The 14,122-nt window shown below is 72.6% G+C and carries 15 protein-coding genes and 3 tRNA genes; 15 read left to right on the forward strand and 3 right to left on the reverse strand.

All coding sequences use genetic code 11. The features are described from left to right. Positions 1–65: 65 nt before the first annotated feature. The 6 genes from HQQ85_RS11235 (at position 66) to HQQ85_RS11260 (ending at position 4,856) form a co-directional block, all read left to right on the forward strand. A complete protein-coding gene (locus HQQ85_RS11235; RefSeq protein WP_216851625.1) occupies positions 66–314 on the forward strand; it encodes a type II toxin-antitoxin system Phd/YefM family antitoxin in 249 nt (82 codons plus the stop codon). Beyond that, positions 305–697: a type II toxin-antitoxin system VapC family toxin gene (locus tag HQQ85_RS11240; protein ID WP_173182564.1), complete on the forward strand. Its 393-nt coding sequence runs from the start codon at positions 305–307 to the stop codon at positions 695–697. The genes HQQ85_RS11235 and HQQ85_RS11240 overlap by 10 nt, the downstream gene beginning before the upstream one ends. Positions 698–734: 37 nt before the next feature. After that, a complete protein-coding gene (locus tag HQQ85_RS11245) occupies positions 735–1,592 on the forward strand; it encodes a lytic transglycosylase domain-containing protein (protein WP_173182565.1) in 858 nt (285 codons plus the stop codon). A gap of 94 nt (positions 1,593–1,686) precedes the next feature. Further along, positions 1,687–1,771 (forward strand) — tRNA-Tyr (locus tag HQQ85_RS11250). A gap of 17 nt (positions 1,772–1,788) precedes the next feature. Next, positions 1,789–2,679 (forward strand): inositol monophosphatase family protein, encoded by an 891-nt coding sequence (locus tag HQQ85_RS11255; protein ID WP_173182566.1) that lies wholly within the window; start codon positions 1,789–1,791, stop codon positions 2,677–2,679. A gap of 134 nt (positions 2,680–2,813) precedes the next feature. Further along, the gene (locus HQQ85_RS11260) at positions 2,814–4,856 is read left to right on the forward strand and encodes a M23 family metallopeptidase (protein WP_173182567.1); all 2,043 of its coding nucleotides are present in this window, start codon (positions 2,814–2,816) and stop codon (positions 4,854–4,856) included. Positions 4,857–5,189: 333 nt separating this feature from the next. On the opposite strand, the gene HQQ85_RS11265 is transcribed toward HQQ85_RS11260, so the two are convergent. Further along, positions 5,190–6,962, reverse strand: a complete 1,773-nt coding sequence (locus HQQ85_RS11265; RefSeq protein ID WP_173182568.1) for a glycoside hydrolase family 13 protein — start codon at positions 6,960–6,962, stop codon at positions 5,190–5,192. Between the two features lie 163 nt (positions 6,963–7,125). Here HQQ85_RS11265 and HQQ85_RS11270 point away from each other — a divergent pair. Then, a tRNA-Thr gene (locus HQQ85_RS11270) sits at positions 7,126–7,197 on the forward strand. 33 nt (positions 7,198–7,230) lie between these two features. Beyond that, positions 7,231–7,304: transfer RNA gene (locus tag HQQ85_RS11275), tRNA-Met, on the forward strand. A gap of 75 nt (positions 7,305–7,379) precedes the next feature. Here HQQ85_RS11275 and HQQ85_RS11280 read toward each other — a convergent pair. After that, entirely contained in the window at positions 7,380–7,865 is a 486-nt protein-coding gene (locus tag HQQ85_RS11280; RefSeq protein WP_173182569.1) for an SRPBCC family protein, read from the reverse strand. A gap of 120 nt (positions 7,866–7,985) precedes the next feature. Between HQQ85_RS11280 and HQQ85_RS11285 the strand changes: the two genes are divergently transcribed. Further along, positions 7,986–8,516, forward strand: a complete 531-nt coding sequence (locus HQQ85_RS11285; RefSeq protein WP_173182570.1) for a VanZ family protein — start codon at positions 7,986–7,988, stop codon at positions 8,514–8,516. An 11-nt stretch (positions 8,517–8,527) separates the two neighbouring features. Continuing rightward, the gene (locus tag HQQ85_RS11290) at positions 8,528–9,349 is read left to right on the forward strand and encodes an RNA methyltransferase (protein WP_173182571.1); all 822 of its coding nucleotides are present in this window, start codon (positions 8,528–8,530) and stop codon (positions 9,347–9,349) included. A 97-nt stretch (positions 9,350–9,446) separates the two neighbouring features. Here HQQ85_RS11290 and HQQ85_RS11295 read toward each other — a convergent pair whose 3' ends face one another. Beyond that, a complete protein-coding gene (locus HQQ85_RS11295) occupies positions 9,447–10,373 on the reverse strand; it encodes a Ppx/GppA phosphatase family protein (RefSeq protein WP_173182572.1) in 927 nt (308 codons plus the stop codon). 144 nt (positions 10,374–10,517) lie between these two features. On the opposite strand from HQQ85_RS11295, the gene HQQ85_RS11300 reads away from it, so the two are divergent. The 5 genes from HQQ85_RS11300 (at position 10,518) to HQQ85_RS11320 (ending at position 14,095) form a co-directional block, all read left to right on the forward strand. Beyond that, positions 10,518–10,964: a MaoC family dehydratase N-terminal domain-containing protein gene (locus HQQ85_RS11300; protein WP_371741860.1), complete on the forward strand. Its 447-nt coding sequence runs from the start codon at positions 10,518–10,520 to the stop codon at positions 10,962–10,964. Further along, positions 10,961–11,386: a MaoC family dehydratase gene (locus tag HQQ85_RS11305; protein ID WP_173182573.1), complete on the forward strand. Its 426-nt coding sequence runs from the start codon at positions 10,961–10,963 to the stop codon at positions 11,384–11,386. Before HQQ85_RS11300 ends, HQQ85_RS11305 begins: the two co-directional genes overlap by 4 nt. Next, a complete protein-coding gene (locus tag HQQ85_RS11310; RefSeq protein ID WP_173182574.1) occupies positions 11,383–12,558 on the forward strand; it encodes a UDP-N-acetylmuramate dehydrogenase in 1,176 nt (391 codons plus the stop codon). The genes HQQ85_RS11305 and HQQ85_RS11310 overlap by 4 nt, the downstream gene beginning before the upstream one ends. Before the next feature lie 66 nt (positions 12,559–12,624). Continuing rightward, a complete protein-coding gene (locus HQQ85_RS11315; RefSeq protein ID WP_173182575.1) occupies positions 12,625–13,020 on the forward strand; it encodes an SRPBCC family protein in 396 nt (131 codons plus the stop codon). Positions 13,021–13,129: 109 nt separating this feature from the next. Continuing rightward, a complete protein-coding gene (locus tag HQQ85_RS11320; protein WP_173182576.1) occupies positions 13,130–14,095 on the forward strand; it encodes an ATP-binding cassette domain-containing protein in 966 nt (321 codons plus the stop codon). Positions 14,096–14,122: the final 27 nt, after the last annotated feature.

The following is a 14,122-nucleotide window of genomic DNA, read 5'->3' on the forward strand; positions in this document are numbered from 1 at the left end:
CGGGCATTGTGACGATGCCTCGACATGGCTAGGCTTGCTAGCCAGAGGTCGGGGAGACTATGGAGATGTTCAATGTGCTCGACGCACGCAACAACCTGTCGAAGCTCGTCGCCCGTGCCCAGGCCGGGGAGGAGATCGTGATCTCGCGCCGTGGTCAGCCCGCGGCACGGCTCGTGCCGATGGAGCCCGAGCGCGGTGAGATGACCGGGCGGGAGTTCGCAGCCTGGCTCGAGCAGAACGCCATCCTCAGGGGCTCACGCACCACCGAGGAGATCGACGAAGCCGTGCGTGAGGAGCGGGCCACGTGGGGTTGACCTACATCGACACCTGCATCTGGATCTACCTCAACGAAGACGAGGGCCGGGCCGGTGACGAGGCGCGCGTGAAGCTCGCCGCACTCGACGACCCCATCGCGTGGAGTCACCTGGTGCGCATGGAGTGCGTGGTCAAGCACTACCGCAACGACGACTTCCGGGCGATCGACGCGTACGACCGGGGCTTCCGGATGCATCGCCAGCTGCCCATCGGGGAGGCGCAGTTCGAGCGCGCCACGGTGCTCCGGGCGAAATACGGCATCGCGACGCCCGACGCGCTCCACCTCGCGACGGCGCAGACGCACGGGTGCACGTCGTTCTGGACGAACGACGACTCGCTCGCGGCGGCGGCAGGAGGGTTGGACATCGAAGTCCTCCGCTGAGAGGGCGAGTGTCAGGGGCGTCTGGTTGAGTGGGGGCATGCGCCTTCGAGTCCGGTCCGTCGTCCGCGTGGTGGTGGCGGTGGCCGCGGTGGTGGCGCTGGGCGGGGCGATGAGCGGATGCTCGGCCGGCAGTGAGGGCGCCACCGTCGACCCCGGGCCGACGTATGCGACGCAGGCGGAGGTGCGGGCATCCGGAGCCGGCAGCTACCGCGACGGAACGCCGACCGCCGAGCTGCCCGACCCCGCGTGGCTCGACACCGTGGCCTCGGCGACCGGCATCCCCCGGCGGGCGCTGCAGGGCTACGCCGGCGCCGCGATCGCGAGCAACGAGGTGCGGCCCGAGTGCCACGTCGGCTGGAACACGCTGGCCGGCATCGGCTGGGTGGAGTCGCACCACGGCACGATCTTCGGCGGGAGCATCCTGGATTCGGGGGTGACGAGTGCGCCGATCGTCGGGGTGCCGCTGGATGGGAACGGGTTCCAGGAGATCCCCGACACGGATGCGGGGGCTGTCGACGGCGACACCGAGTGGGATCGGGCCGTGGGGCCGATGCAGTTCGTGCCCGCGACATGGGCGGCGTGGGCGAGCGAGGCGAACGGGGACGGGGTGCCCGACATCAACAACATCGACGACTCGTCGCTGTCGGCCGCCGAGTACCTGTGCTTCTCGGCGGGGCGGGTGACTGCGGGTGACGGCGACGGCGACGGCGGCAGCAGCGGTGACGCGGCCACCGGCGACGACAGCAGCCCGGCCCCCGGCGACCTCGGCACCGAGGCCGGCTGGCGGGCCGCGATCGCGGGCTACAACGAGTCCCCGGCCTACCTCGACGAGGTGCTCGACTACGCGAACCGGTACGCAGCAGAAGCCGCGAAAGCGCTCGACGCCGAGGGCTGAGTCCGCGCATCCGCCCCGATTTCGCCGAACGGGGCTTGCTGGGTATCCTTGATCAGCGCCTTCGGTTGTGTGATGAACGTGGTCGGGTGCGCCTGGCGAGTTACCCAAGCGGCCAAAGGGATCTGACTGTAAATCAGACTGCTCAGCATTCGGGGGTTCGAATCCCTCACTCGCCACCAGAACACGGAGCACAGCGATGACCGCCACCCCTCCCGCCTCCTTCGCCGCCGATCCGGCCGAGCTCCTCGCGATCGCCCGCGACATCGCCCTCGAGGCCGGTGAGCTCGTGCGCCGCCGCCGCTCCGAGGGCGTCGAGGTCGCCGCCACCAAGTCGTCGATCGCCGACGTCGTGACCTTCGCCGACCGCGAGTCCGAAGACCTCATCCGCGCCCGGCTCGCCGCGGCCCGCCCCGACGACGGCTTCCTCGGCGAGGAGTCGGCCGGCGAGCCCACCCCCGGCACCTCGGGCGTCGTCTGGGTCGTCGACCCCATCGACGGCACCGTCAACTACCTCTACGACATCCCCGCCTACGCCGTCAGCATCGCCGCCGTGCAGGTCACGGACGGCGTCGCCGACCCCGCCCGCTGGACCGCGCTCGCCGGCGTGGTCGTCAACCCCGTCCTCGGCGAGGTCTTCACGGCGACGAACGGCGGCGGCGCGTTCCTCACCTCGATGCAAGCTCCGGATGCCCAGCCCCGACGCCTCGCCGTCAACACCGACGTCGACCTGGCCCGCGCCCTGGTCGGCACGGGCTTCTCCTACAGCGCCGACACCCGCGTGAAGCAGGGCCGCTTCATCACGGGCCTGGTGGAGAAGGTGCGCGACATCCGCCGCGCCGGATCCGCGGCACTCGACCTCTGCTCGGTCGCCGCCGGCCGCCTCGACGCCTACGCCGAGCGCGGGCTGAACCCCTGGGACCACGCCGCCGCCGCCCTCATCGCCCGCGAGGCCGGCGCCCGCGTCGGCGGCTTCGGCGAGGCCGCCGAGTCCGACGTCATGACGCTCGCGGGCTCGCCGGCGCTGCTCGCCGAGCTCGAGCCGCTGCTCTTCGCGCTGCACCGCGACGCGGGCCTGCCGCTCGAGTAGCGCGCGCGTCGCCGCGTGCGCCGAGCGGGTCGACGGGGGCAGCTCAATGGAGTTTCACATGACTCCTCGTTACCCTTGACGGATCTTCTCGACCCGACGAGACCTCCCCCGCCCCACCCGGAGACACCCGAACTTTGCCACGCACGACCCCCCGCCCGGATGACGACGCATCCGCCGGAGACGCCCGCACCCTCCCCGGCTCCGCGGCTTACAACACCGCCCACCCCGCGGCCTCCGGTGCCGACGCCTCCGCGGCTTACAACACCGCCCACCCCGCGGCCTCCGGTGCCGACGCCTCCGCGGCCGGCGGTGCCGTCCCCGCCTCTGTCAGCGGCGTCCCCGCCACCGGGCGAGCGTTCCCCTCCCGCCGCTCGCTCCGCGTTCCCCTGTCCGGCTCTGAGCTGACCGCACCGACGGCGTCGTCTCCCGATGCACCTGCGGTCTCGGCGCCCCGGGCTGCGAACGTCCCGCCGCGCACCCGCCGGGAAGCGCGTCGTGCGAGCTCCGAGGTGGTCACCGCCCCGGCCGGCGAGCCGGCCGTGATCGAGATCACGGTGGAGACCACCTCCCTCCCGATCGTCGCGCCCCCGCATGTCGCGGCGGAGGCGGCGCAGACCTCGGGTGAGGTCGCTGCCCGTCGCGGGCGCCGGGCTTCGTCCGCGCCGGCCGACGAGGCGACGCGGTCTCCGCGAGCCGCGGGTGCCGGGCCTCGGCGGGCGCGGCGGGCATCCGGCCCGGCTACGGGCGACGGCGCTCCTGCGACCGAGGCCATCGCGATCGTCGACGCCTCGACCACCGCGCCAGGCGACGGCGAGAGCGGCCTCGCCGTCGATGCCGACACCGATGCCGACGTCGATGCGCCGACGGCTGCAGCGACCTCGGGCGGGGCCGCCACGATCCCCCGTGCTGCGAGCACCGGGCGCCGGGCCGGAACGTCGTTCTCCGACAGCATCGAGCGCCCCGCGTCGGGTCGCCGGGCGCGGGTGACCGTGCCGACGACGGTGGAGATCCCGACGACGCCCGCCGAAGCAGCATCACCGACCCAGGCTTCGGGCCCGATCGTGGCCGGCGCGGATGCGGTTCCGGTGGTCGAGGTCGAGGTCGACGTCGAGACCCACGAGGGCGGATCCGGTCCCGAGACCGCCGTCGTACCGGTCAGCGCACCCGTCACGAAGGCGGTCTCCCGGCGCACGCTCCGCGCCGCGACGGTCGGGGGTGCCGAGGCGGCCGGCACCGGCGGGGGAGCCCACGGCGCCACCCGCTCGACCGGTTCGACCGGCGGATCGCGCCGCGCTCGCGCTGCGGAGCGCCTCCCGGGCGAGGGCACCCCGAGCATCCGCCCGCCCCGGCCCGACGGCAGCGACCAGAACCCCACCCCCACCCCCGACCCCCGCACCGCCGCCGGCGCCTCCGCCGACCGCCGACGCCGGCGCCGCCCTCGCGGCGGAAGCGGCGGCGACATCGCGAAGGGCACCTTCAGCGTCATCGCGATGCTCTTCGCCACGGGCATCGCCGTCGCCACCACGATGCCCGCCTCGGCCCTGCACGCCGCGAGCGGCGGACCCGCCCAGCAGCTCTATGCCGATGTCGCCCCGCTCGACCTCGATCCCGAGCTCGCCGCCCAGCAGCTGACGACGAGCCCGGATGTCGCCGGGCTGGGCGTCGCCCGCGACGGCTACGGCGTCCGCGACGTCGCCGCCCTGCGCGCCGCGGGCATGCGCATCGCCGACACCTTCATGAACAACCCGGGCCGCCCGGTGCAGTGGCCGTTCCCGGTGGGCGTGCCGATCAGCGACGGCTTCGGCCCCCGCGAGTCGCCCGGCGGCATCGGCAGCACCGACCACAAGGGCGTGGACTTCACGCCCGGCCAGGGCACGAGCATCCAGTCGGTGGCCGACGGCGTGGTGCGCACGGTCGTCCCGAGCGACGGCGGTGGCCTCGGCGTCTACGTCGTCATCGACCACGTGGTCGACGGCCAGCCGGTCTCGAGCACCTACGGCCACATGCTCCCCGGCTCGACGGCGGTGGCCGAAGGCCAACTCGTCAAGGTCGGCGAGCCCATCGGCCGCGTCGGCAACACGGGCACCTCGACGGGCGCGCACCTCCACCTCGAGATCCGCCTGGACGGCGTCACCCCGGTAGACCCCTTCGCCTGGCTCACCCAACACAACGCCTGACCCCCACCCCCACGATGGCGACGGATGCCCGCCGGCACAACCCGTGAGCAGACCCACCCGCCCGAACCCCACGCGGACGTACCGCGCTGGGTGATGCCGAAGGCATCCACCCTTTCGCGGATGTGTTGCGCCGGGATGATGCCGAAGGCATCCATCCCCCCGGCCGCGCGAAGCGCAGCCGCCGCGGCGAAGCACGGTCGCACCTCCGGTGCGCCCGCGCCTCGCCGCCCCGACGGGAATCGGCCCGCGCGCGAAGCGCACGAGCCGATTCCCGTCGGCAGCTAACACAGCCGCGTCATCCCAAAAAGAGCAGCGCCCCTGCCCTCGCGAGATTCACGCGAGCAACCACACCGCCGCATCCGGCGCCAACGCCGCCTCCCCCAGATCCTCACTCGCGACGAGCACCTGCCCAGGCAGCTCGGCCGGCAGTTCGACCGGAGTGGTCCCCGCGTTCGCGATCACCACGACCCCGTTGTTCCGGAACGCGATCACGTCCTCCCCGTACCCCGGCAGCCACTCGAGCGTGCCGGTGCCGAGGGCGTACTGCGACCGCAGGGCGAGCAGCGCGGTGTAGAGCGACAGCGTCGACCCGGGCACGCCCTCCTGCGAGTCGCGGGCGTACGCATCCCAGTCGCCGGGCTGCGGCAGCCAGCTCGCGGTCGAGCCCGCGGGCCCGAAGCCGTAGGTGGTGGCGCCGGCCTGCCACGGGATGGGCACCCGGCAGCCGTCGCGGCCGTAGCGGGCGCCGTGGGTGCGGAACCACGTCGGGTCCTGGCGGGCGTCGTCGGGCAGGTCGACGACCTCGGGCAGCCCGAGCTCCTCGCCCTGGTAGATGTAGGCGCTGCCGGGCAGCGCGAGCATCACGGCAGTCGCGGCGCGCGCGCGGCGCAGGCCCGCGGCCCGGTCGGGCAGCCCGGGGGAGTCGGGCCCGAGCCCGTCGCCCTGCGGGTTCTCGGCCGTCAGCGCGAGCCGTGTGGCGTGCCGCACGACGTCGTGGTTCGACAGCACCCAGGTCGACGGCGCCCCCACGGTGGCGAACGCCGAGATCGAGGTGTCGATGACGCCGCGCAGCTGCGCGGCCGACCAGCCCGCCTCGAGGTAGGTGAAGTTGAAGGCCTGCTGCATCTCGTCGGGCCGCACCCAGCGGGCGAGCTTCGTCAGCGGCTCCACCCAGGCCTCGGCGCAGAGCACGCGGTCGCCCTCGTACTCCTGGAGCACCGCGTGCCAGCTGCGGTAGATCTCGTGCACGCCGTCCTGCGCCCAGTAGGGCGGGGTCGGCGGGTCGAGGGTCGCGTCGGCGAGGATCTCGGGCTCGAGCCCCACGACCCCGCCGCCCATGCTGCCGCCGCCCTCGGGCGGGGTGTAGTCGGGGAGCCCGGCCTCCTTGATCAGGCCGTGCGCGACGTCGACGCGGAACCCGTCGACGCCACGGTCGAGCCAGAACCGCAGGATGTCGAGGAACTGCTGCCGCACCCACGGGTTCTCCCAGTCGAGGTCGGGCTGGCTGCGGTCGAACAGGTGCAGGTACCACTGGCCGGGCGTGCCATCGGGGTTCGTGACGCGCTCCCAGGCGGGCCCGCCGAACACCGACTCCCAGTTGTTGGGCGCCTCGTCGCCGTTCGGGCCTTTGCCGTCGCGGAACATGTACCGCGCGCGCTCGGGGCTTCCCTCCGGGGCGGCGAGGGCCTCCTTGAACCACACGTGGTCCCACGAGGTGTGGTTGGGCACCAGGTCGACGATGACACGGATGCCCAGGGCATGCGCTCGCCCGAGCATCCGGTCGAAGTCGTCGAGGGTGCCGAAGAGCGGGTCGACGTCGCAGTAGTCGGCCACGTCGTAGCCCGCGTCGTGCTGCGGGGAGGTCATGAAGGGGGAGAGCCAGACGGCGTCGACACCGAGGGCCGCCAGCGAGTCGAGGCGTGCGGTGATGCCCGGCAGGTCGCCCACGCCGTCGCCGTCGGAGTCGGAGAACGAGCGCGGGTAGATCTGGTAGATCACGGCGGAGCGCCACCATTCGCCCCCCGTTCCGACGAGGGCGGTCGTGGTCTCGGATTCCGGCTCGTCGGCAGCGGTGGCGCCGGGCTCGGGCGAGGTCTCGATAGTCATGGGGAGAACCCTAACCGCATCTGGAATCGTTTGCACACGACGGGTTCCGGATGCTCGTCCCGCCCCGGAACGCCCCCGCGACGCCGCGCGACGAAACCTGCCCCGCGGGGATGCTATTCTCTACTGGTGCCAAAAGCGCCCGGGGTTCCGGGCTGCATTGCGCGCCCCCTTAGCTCATTGGTAGAGCACTTCCTTGGTAAGGAAGAGGTAGTGGGTCCGATTCCCACAGGGGGCTCCGCTTCCCGGAGGCTGGTCCTCCGGAAGCCGCGGCGGGGTAGCTCAGTTGGTTAGAGCACACGGCTCATAATCGTGGGGTCGCGGGTTCAAGTCCCGCTCCCGCTACGAAAACCCCCAAGATCTCGCCATCTTGGGGGTTTTTCCGTTCCCGGGAGCCGGCGCGGGCGATGCCCGCGATCGTCAGGGCTGGTCGGCGATGTGGGCCAGGACGGCCGGGTCGGTGCAGCCGCGCGCGAAGCCGCGGAGGCGGCGGTCGATGTCGCGCTGGAGGAGCGCCGCGCCGATGCGCTCCGCGAGGGGCGCGAGCCAGCGGGGGCGGCAGGTGAAGTTGTAGCGCCAGATGGCGAGGGTGCTGCCCGGGTCGCCGTCGACGGGCGAGAAGCGCCAGCCGCCCGCGAGGCGTTCGAAGAACCACGAGCCCTTCGTCATGCGCATCCCCACGTTCGAGGGCGGGTTGTACGAGACGTACTCGCTGATCATCCGGAGGCCGAAGCGCTGCACGGTGAAGGTGCGCACGCCCTTGGCGGGCACGGTCGCGCCGTCGAGGAGCTGCTGCCGGCGGATGAAGGTGTCCCAGCGCATCCGCGTCTCACCGGTCGTCTGCGACACGGCGAACGCGACCTCGGGGCTGACGGGCACGACGCAGCGCGATTCGATGACGGGCATGTGCCCACCCTGGCACGCCCGACTCGGCCCTGGGCCTGGCGCAGGAGCACGGTGCTCCCCCCCGGCGTTCGGTCAGGGCATGTTCAGGATGCTCGGCGGCGCCTCTGCGAAGGTGGAGCCATGTTCGGCCTCGCCCTCAACCTGCTCTTCGCCGTGGTGCTCGCGACGCTGACGCTGGTGGCGCTGGTACGGGCCTTCGTCCCGGCGCCGGTCCGACCGCTGCCCGTGGTGCTGCTGACCCTGATCTGGGCGGCGGCGGTCGGATTCATGACCCTCCGTCCCGGCACGGGCCTCGGCGTGCGACTCAACCTCCTGCCCCTGCAGTTCGACGGGCCGGGCAGCACGGTGGACGCGGTGCTGAACACCTTCGTCTTCCTGCCGCTGGGGCTCCTGATGGTGCTCGCGGGGGCGCGGCTCCGCACGGTGCTCGTCGTGGCGCTGGCGAGCACGCTGACCATCGAGGTGACGCAGTACGTCACCGATCTCGGTCGAACGGCCGACATCAACGACGTCATCACGAACACCGTGGGCGCACTCCTCGGCGCAGCCGTCCTGCTCGGCCTCCGACGTCTGGGGCGGGCGCTGAACGCGCCGCCCCGGCCGGCCGCCACGGGGCTGACGCCCGCCGCGACCGGCCCCGTGCGCCTCTAGACTCTCCTTCCATGCCCGTCGTCCCCATAGCCGACCTGGCCGACCCCCGCCTCACCGACTACGCCCACGCCACCGACGTCGCCCTGAAGAACTCCCGCCGCGACGAGCGCGGCCGCGAGCACGGCCTCTACCTCGCCGAGTCGCTGCTGGTGCTCGAGCGGGCGCTGGCCGCCGGGCACGTGCCGCGCTCGGTGCTCGCGCTCGGCACGAGCGCCGACGAGGCGGTCGCCGCGCTGGCCGCCGCCGGGCATCCGGAGACCCCCGTCTTCGTCGGCCCCGGCGAGCTGCTCGCCGAGCTCACGGGCTACCTGCTGCACCGCGGCCTGGTCGCCTCGATGGCGAGGCCCGCGCTGCCCGACCCGGCGACCCTGCTGACGGATGCGCGCCGCGTCGTCGTGATCGAGAACGTCGTCGATCCGACGAACGTGGGCGCCATCTTCCGCTCGGCGGGGGCGATCGGGGCCGATGCGGTGCTGGTGTCGCCGCGCTGCTCGGACCCGTTCTACCGGCGCGCGATCCGCGTGAGCATGGGCACCGTGCTGCAGGTGCCGTGGACGCGGGCGGGCGAGTGGTCCGAGCTGGCGCCGGAGCTGCACACTCTGGGCTTCCACATCGCGGCGCTCGCGCTGACGCCCGACGCGGTGAGCCTCCGCGACTTCGAGCGGGCGGTGCCCGATCGCGTCGCGCTGGTGCTCGGCGCGGAGGGCGCCGGGCTGACGCCCGAGGCGATCGCGGCGGCGGACACGGTGGTGCGCATCCCGATGCTGCACGGCATCGACTCGCTCAACGTCGCGGCGGCCAGCGCGGTCGCGCTCTGGGCGGTCGCCCGCTGACCCCGGCCCCCACCCGCCCCGCTCCCCGATCGAGTTGCCACTTTCCGCCCTAAAACGGCGCTTTTAGGGCGGATTTCGGCAACTCGATCGCGGAGGGTCAGCCCAAGCCGTCGAGGTAGCGCAGCAGGATGCCCTCGCGGAGCGCCCAGGGCGACACCTCGAGCTCCTCGACGTCGTAGAGCTTCATCACCGAGTGCAGCACGATGGCACCGGCCACGATCTGGAAGGTGCGGTCGGGCGTGATCCCGGGCAGCGCCTGCCGCGCCTCCGCGGGCAGCTGGCCGAGGCGCGGGATCCAGTCCTTCAGCTCTAAGCGCCGCAGCGTGACGATGTCGCCGGTGGCGCCCGGGCGGGTCGAGCCCGCGAGGCGTGCGAGCGAGCGGATCGTCTTCGACGAGCCGACGACGTGGTCGAACGGGGGCTGCCCGGCGAAGAGCGGCAGAGCATCCGCCCGCATGACCTGCCGCGAGTGCGCCCGCAGCTCGAGCATCTGGGCAGGCGTCGGCGGATCGCTCGGGAAGAACTGCACGGTCGTGCGCCCGGCCCCGAGCGGAAGCGACACCGCGACCTCGGGGTACTCGTCGCTGCCGGCCGCGATCTCGAGCGAGCCGCCGCCGATGTCGAAGAGCAGGATGTTGCCCGAGGACCAGCCGTACCAGCGCCGGATCGCGAGGAACGTCAGCCGCCCCTCGTCCTCCCCGCTCAGCACACGCAGCGCGACCCCGGTGGAGGCCTCGATGCGCGCCAGCACCTCCTCGCCGTTCCGCGCCTCGCGGAGGGCCGAGGTCGCCATCGGCAGCAGCTCCTCGATGCCCTCGCGGCGGGCGACCTCCATGGCCGAGGCGATGGCGGCGACGATCGCCTCGACACCCTCGGCGCTGATCGCCCCGTCGGGCTCGAGGTAGCGCATCAGCCGCAGCACCGACTTGTGCGAGGCCTGCGGCACGGGGCGGGCACCAGGATGCGCGTCCACGACGATCAGGTGGACGGTGTTCGATCCCACATCCAGCACTCCGAGTCGCACACCCCGACCCTAGCGGAGCGGGCGACGTGGCCCGGCCAGCAGGTCGCGCGGCCCGGCCTGGGCTCGGAGCGACGGGGGCCGCTCGGCCGGCGCCCGGCAGGAGCATCCGGATGCCCGCCCCCGCCCCGCCCGTAGACTGAACCTGTGCCAGTGAACCCAGCCCTGACCGAGCGCGCGTTCCCGCCGACCGGGTCGTACCTGGTGGGACGCGAGAAGGTGCGCGAGTTCGCCCGCGCCGTCTTCTCGACGAACCCCCTCAACTTCAGCGTCGAGGCCGCGCAGGCCGCCGGCTACGCCGACGTCGTCGCGCCGCCCACCTTCGCGATCGTGGTGCAGGAGCTGACCCTCGCCCAGCTGCTCGCCGAGGAGGACGCCGGCATCGAGCTGACCCACGTCGTGCACGGCGAGCAGCGTTTCGACTACGTGCGGCCGATCGTGGCGGGCGACGAACTGAGCGCCCAGCTCGCGGTGACGAGCGTCAAGACCCTGGGCGGCAACGCCATGGTGGTGGCCGAGACGAGCATCCGGGATGCGGCGGGGGAGCACGTGGTCACCGCGGTCTCCACCCTCGTGGTGAGGGGGGACGCATGAGCGCCGAGATCGTGCACCGCTACGAGAAGGGCGACGAGGTCGCCCGCGCCACCTACCCGATCACCCGCGAGTCGCTCGTGCGCTACGCGGGGGCGTCGGGGGACTTCAACGCCATCCACTACCGCGACGACGTGGCCGAGAGCGTGGGGCTGCCCGGCGTGCTCGCGCACGGCATGCTCACCATGGGCCTCGCGGTGCAGCCCGTCGTCGACTGGGTCGGCGACCCGGCCCGCATCGGCGCCTACCAGGTGCGGTTCACCCGCCCGGTGGTCGTCGACCCGGCCTCCGGCGCGACGATCGAGGTCGTCGCGAAGATCGGCACGCTCGACGAGGAGGCCGGCACCGCCCGTATCGACCTGACCGTCACGGTCGACGGGCAGACGGTGCTCGGCAAGGCGCAGGTGAGCGTCACGCTGCCATGAGCGCCGGTTCATCGCTGGCGCGTTTCACCACCCTGCAGGTCGGCGGCCCGGCCGCGACTCTCGAGACCGCGACCACCGAGGCCGAGCTGCTGGCGCTCGCCGAGGGGCTCGACCCCGACGAGGAGTGGCTGGTGCTCGGGGGCGGCTCCAACGTCCTGGTTTCGGACGAGGGGTTCGACGGCACGGTCGTGCGGGTCGCCACCCGCGGGATCGTGCAGCTTCCCGCGCCCTCGGGGTCGGTGCGGCTTCGGGTGCAGGCCGGGCATCCGTGGGACGAGCTCGTCGCCCACACCGTCGTCGAGGGATTCAGCGGTATCGAGGCGCTCTCGGGCATCCCCGGGTCGACCGGGGCGGCGCCCATCCAGAACATCGGCGCCTACGGCCAGGAGGTCGGCGCGTCGATCGAGTCGCTTGACTTCTACGACGTCGAGGCGGGGCGGGTGATGCGGATGCCCGTGGCCGAGCTCGGGCTGGGGTACCGCACCTCGGTGTTCAAGCGGGGGCTGCGGGGGGTGGTGCTGTCGGTGACGTTCGTGCTGGCTGCTTCTGCTTCTGCTTCTGCGTCTTCGCCTTCGTCTGCTTCTTCTTCTGGGCTCAGCGCGCCCGTGGCTTACGGGCAGCTGGCGACGGCGCTCGGGGTGGCCGTGGGCGAGCGGATGCCGCTGCAGCAGGTGCGCGACACGGTGCTGCGGCTGCGGGCCTCGAAGGGCATGGTCCTCGACCCCGCCGACCCCGACTCGGTGAGCGCCGGGTCGTTCTTCACCAACCCGATCGTCACCGAGCGGGCCGCCCGGGCGCTGCCGTCGTCGGCACCGCGCTGGCAGGTCGAGCCGGATGCGCCCGATCTCGTGATCCCGCTCGACCCCGCTGCGCTCGCGCAGGAGGGCGCCGACGCGGGCACCGGCGTGTACTCGCGGGGTCCGGCTCCGGCCGAGTACCACGTGAAGCTCAGTGCGGCATGGCTGATCGAGCAGGCGGGCATCCGCCGCGGGTTCTCGCTGCCCGGATCGACCGCCGCGATCTCGTCGAAGCACACGCTCGCGATCGTGAACCGGGCGGGGGCGTCAGGGCGGGCATCCGACGTCGCCGAGCTGGCGCGGTTCGTGCAGGGGCGGGTGCTGGCGGAGTTCGGGGTGCAGCTGCACCCGGAGCCGGTGTACGTGGGGATCTGAGGCGCCTTCGTCTCTGTCGTTCGTGCTGCGGTTCCCGTTGTCGGGGGTCGGCTCTAGGGTCTGAGCATGACCTGGCCCGCCACGCACCTCTCCGTCTCGATCGACCGTTCGCCCGCCGATGTGGCTGCGTTCGCCGGCGATCCCGCGAACCTGCCGCTCTGGGCGGCCGGGCTCGGCTCGGGGCTGCGCTCGGAGGGGGAGCGCTGGTTCGCCGATCTCGACGGGGGAACGATCGAGATCCGGTTCACCGGGCCTGTCGAGGCCGGTGTGCTCGATCACGACGTCGTGCCTGAGACGGGCGACACCGTGCACAATCCGCTGCGGGTGCTGGCGAACGACCGGGGGAGCGAGGTGGTTTTCACACTGTTCCGCCGCGACGGGGTGAGCGACGCCGACCTCGCGGCCGATTCTGGCGCGATCGCGGCCGACCTCGTGACGCTCAAACGTCTGCTGGAGGGGTGAGGGTGATGCGCGCATCCGCTCTTTCCTGCACGGGTTCTCGTGCGGGTCTTGCGCACCGGCCCGTACTCGGGCAATGTGTACGCCGTTCACATAGATGCAGGGAGAGCCGATGATCCACGCGCGAGGTCTCGCGCGCACCTTCGCGGGGCGCGGAAAAGGGGCCGAGAAGGTCGAGGTGAAGGCCGTCGCGGGCGTCGACATCGACGTCGACGAGGGCGAGATCGTCGGCTTCCTGGGGCCGAACGGCGCCGGCAAGACGACGACGCTGCGCATGCTCACGACGCTGCTCACGCCGACCGCGGGCACCGCGACCGTGGCCGGCTACGACGTCGTGACCGATTCGCAGAAGGTCAGGCGCAGCATCGGCTACGTCTCGCAGAGCGGTTCGACCTCGCCCGAGGCGCGCGCCGGCGAAGAGATCGTCGACCACGGCATGCTCTACGGCATCAGCAAGGCGCAGGCGACCGCGCGTGGCAAGGAGCTGTTCGAGCAGCTCGACCTCGAGGGGCTGTGGACGCGCGAGCCGAAGGCCATGTCCGGCGGCCAGCGACGGCGCCTCGACATCGCGATGGGGTTGGTGCACGACCCGACGCTGGTGTTCCTCGACGAGCCCACCACGGGCCTCGATCCGCAGGCCCGCGCCAACCTCTGGACGCACATCAGCGACCTGCGCACCCGCCGCGCCGCCACGATCTTCCTCACCACGCACTACCTCGACGAGGCCGACGCGCTGTGCGACCGCATCCTCGTGATCGACCACGGCACCATCGTGGCGAGCGACACCCCCGACGCGCTGAAGCGGCAGGTCTCGGGCGACCTCGTCGAGTTGGTGCTCACCGACGCGGGGCGTTCGGCCGAGGCGGCGTCCGTGCTCTCGCGGGTCGCCGATGCCGATCTGACGGTCTCGGGCGCCACCGTCAGTGCGCGCGTGCGCGGCGCCGGCCACGAGGTGGCCGGGCTCATCCGCTCGCTCGACGCGGCAGGCATCGCGCTGGAGTCGCTCGAGGTGCGGCGGCCGACCCTCGACGACGTGTTCCTCACGCTGACGGGCCGCTCGCTGAGGGAGGACGCGTGATGCGCGCTCTGACCTCGGCTGCTGCCA

It is taken from the genome of Herbiconiux sp. VKM Ac-2851, from assembly GCF_013205105.1.
Taxonomy (GTDB): Bacteria; Actinomycetota; Actinomycetes; order Actinomycetales; family Microbacteriaceae; genus Herbiconiux; species Herbiconiux flava.

Coding starts and splice junctions, on each gene's coding strand:
- HQQ85_RS11245 (WP_173182565.1), top strand. CDS start 735: ATGCGCCTTCGAGTCCGGTCCGTCGTCCGCGTGGTGGTGGCGGTGGCC.
- HQQ85_RS11265 (WP_173182568.1), bottom strand. CDS start 6,962: ATGACTATCGAGACCTCGCCCGAGCCCGGCGCCACCGCTGCCGACGAG.
- HQQ85_RS11320 (WP_173182576.1), top strand. CDS start 13,130: ATGATCCACGCGCGAGGTCTCGCGCGCACCTTCGCGGGGCGCGGAAAA.
- HQQ85_RS11315 (WP_173182575.1), top strand. CDS start 12,625: ATGACCTGGCCCGCCACGCACCTCTCCGTCTCGATCGACCGTTCGCCC.
- HQQ85_RS11285 (WP_173182570.1), top strand. CDS start 7,986: ATGTTCGGCCTCGCCCTCAACCTGCTCTTCGCCGTGGTGCTCGCGACG.
- HQQ85_RS11305 (WP_173182573.1), top strand. CDS start 10,961: ATGAGCGCCGAGATCGTGCACCGCTACGAGAAGGGCGACGAGGTCGCC.
- HQQ85_RS11290 (WP_173182571.1), top strand. CDS start 8,528: ATGCCCGTCGTCCCCATAGCCGACCTGGCCGACCCCCGCCTCACCGAC.
- HQQ85_RS11280 (WP_173182569.1), bottom strand. CDS start 7,865: ATGCCCGTCATCGAATCGCGCTGCGTCGTGCCCGTCAGCCCCGAGGTC.
- HQQ85_RS11235 (WP_216851625.1), top strand. CDS start 66: ATGTTCAATGTGCTCGACGCACGCAACAACCTGTCGAAGCTCGTCGCC.
- HQQ85_RS11310 (WP_173182574.1), top strand. CDS start 11,383: ATGAGCGCCGGTTCATCGCTGGCGCGTTTCACCACCCTGCAGGTCGGC.
- HQQ85_RS11255 (WP_173182566.1), top strand. CDS start 1,789: ATGACCGCCACCCCTCCCGCCTCCTTCGCCGCCGATCCGGCCGAGCTC.